This window comes from Streptococcus sp. GMD4S (genome assembly GCF_000296955.1).
This window is the reverse complement of the sequence record NZ_AJRE01000159.1, coordinates 1-2204: the sequence shown is the minus strand read 5'-3', so window position 1 is coordinate 2204 and position 2204 is coordinate 1. Positions and strand designations below refer to the sequence as shown.

At 40.7% G+C, this 2204-nt stretch carries 2 protein-coding genes; both read right to left on the bottom strand.

The features are described from left to right. Nucleotides 1–974: pyruvate kinase (gene pyk / locus GMD4S_RS08110; protein WP_001042825.1), on the bottom strand; the 974-nt coding region annotated here is incomplete at its 3' end. A 66-nt stretch (nt 975–1040) separates the two neighbouring features. After that, nucleotides 1041–2048, bottom strand: a complete 1008-nt coding sequence (gene pfkA, locus GMD4S_RS08105; protein WP_000820882.1) for a 6-phosphofructokinase — start codon at nt 2046–2048, stop codon at nt 1041–1043. Between the last annotated feature and the right edge of the window lie 156 nt (nt 2049–2204).

Genomic DNA, 2204 nt, shown 5'->3' with positions numbered 1-2204 from the left:
TCTGATACTTCTGAACGCGTTGCACGTGGTTTTTCAGTCATAGTTTCAAGCATGTTTGTTGCTGTGATAGCGACTTTACCAGCTGCATTTACTTTTGTGATAATCATTTTTTGGTAAACTGGAACCATTTCGAATGGTACTTCAATACCCATGTCACCACGGGCAATCATGATACCATCAGCTACTTCAAGGATTTCATCCAAGTTATCGATACCTTGTTGGTTTTCGATTTTCGCAAACAATTGAACGTGACCATTACCAGTTTCTTCACAGATTGCACGAACTTCTTCAACGTCTTTTGCAGTACGTACAAATGAAATAGCGATGAAGTTGATACCTTGTTCCAAACCGAAACGGATATCATCGTTATCGCGTTCAGCAAGTGCTGGGAAAGGAATTTTAGTGTTTGGGATGTTTACACCTTTTTGCTTAGCAATGATACCGTCATTTTCAACGACTACTTCAAATTCACGAGTTGCATCGTCTTTTACGAAAACACGAAGACCCAATTTACCATCGTCAACCAAAACTTGGTGACCAACTTCAACATCATCGTAGATATCAAGGGCACCAGCAACGTTCAAAGCAATCACATCACGAGTTGATTTGATTCCTTGTTTAGTTGCAACACGGATTTTTTCACCAGTTTTGTATGAGTACTCTTTTGCGTCACCTTCAAACAATTCTGTACGGATTTCAGGTCCTTTAGTATCAAGAAGGAAACCAACTTTTTTACCTGCAAGTTTTTCAGCAAGTTTAACAGTTGCCATACGCTCACCTTGTTCTTGGTGGTCACCGTGTGAGAAGTTGAAACGGAAAGTGTTTGCTCCTGCTTCAATCAATTTAGCAATATTTTGAGCTGAAGCTTCAACATCAAGTTTTTCACCCCAGTATCCGTCTTCACCGAATTTTTTACCACCACGGATTTCAACCGCAGGACCTAAAGTTGCAACGATTTTTACACGTTTGTTCATGATTTTTGTGACTCCTTTATATAATTCGACCTTTTATGGTCATGTTACCAAATTAATGAAAGTTGATTAGGACAAGCTCTTGTTCAAAGCAGAAAGTTCAAGATCAGCTTTATGAGGGTTGTTAACAATAATCTTACCTTCTGCAGTTAAGCTAAACAAAGCTCCTTCTTCTGCTGTACCAAGAATTGGATTTTCAACCATTTTTTCGTTACGGATACCAACAGCGACACCACCGATTCCTTGTTTAAGGAGTTTAACAGCGTGTGCCCCCATGCGTGATGCCAATACACGGTCACGCGCAGTTGGTGATCCACCACGTTGGATGTGACCAAGTTCTGTTACACGAAGGTCACTAGTGTCTCCTGCTTCTTTTAGTTTTTGACCAAATTCAGCTGCTGACATAACACCTTCTGCCAAAACGATAATGTTGTGTTTTTTACCGTGCTCATAACCAGCTTTGATACTAGCTACGATATCTTCCATCTTGAAGCCTTCTTCAGGGATGATAATTTCATCAGCACCAGTTGCGATACCAGCCCAAAGAGCGATATCACCAGCGTTACGTCCCATTACTTCAACAACGAAAGTACGACGGTGACTTGATGATGTATCACGAATCTTATCAATCGCATCCATTGCAGTCGTAACTGCAGTATCAAATCCGATTGTAAAGTCAGTACCTACGATATCGTTATCGATTGTACCTGGAAGTCCAATAGCAGGGAATCCATGCTCAGTCAAGCGCATAGCTCCATGATAAGAACCATCACCACCGATAACTACGACTCCTTCGATACCGTGTTTTTTCAATTGCTCAATCCCTTTAAGTTGGCCTTCAAGTTGTGCAAACTCAGGATAACGAGCAGAATGAAGGAAAGTACCACCACGAGAAATGATGTCTCCTACTGAAGCAGCATCAAGCGGATAAATTTCACCGGCAACCATACCTGCGTATCCATCATAGATACCAAAAACTTCCATTCCTTCTGAGATTGCTTGGCGAACTACTGCACGGATGGCAGCATTCATACCAGGGGCGTCTCCACCACTGGTCAAAACAGCAATACGTTTCATTTGGTTTATGCTCCTTTTTCTTTTAACATTCCTACTGATTATACCACATTTAAATCGAAAATTCTTCTATTTTCCGTATTTTTAGCGATAAATCGTTTTCATAGCAATTCCCTCTAATTTTTCCTCTAGAGCAGAATCTTTTCTTACAAAATGTTG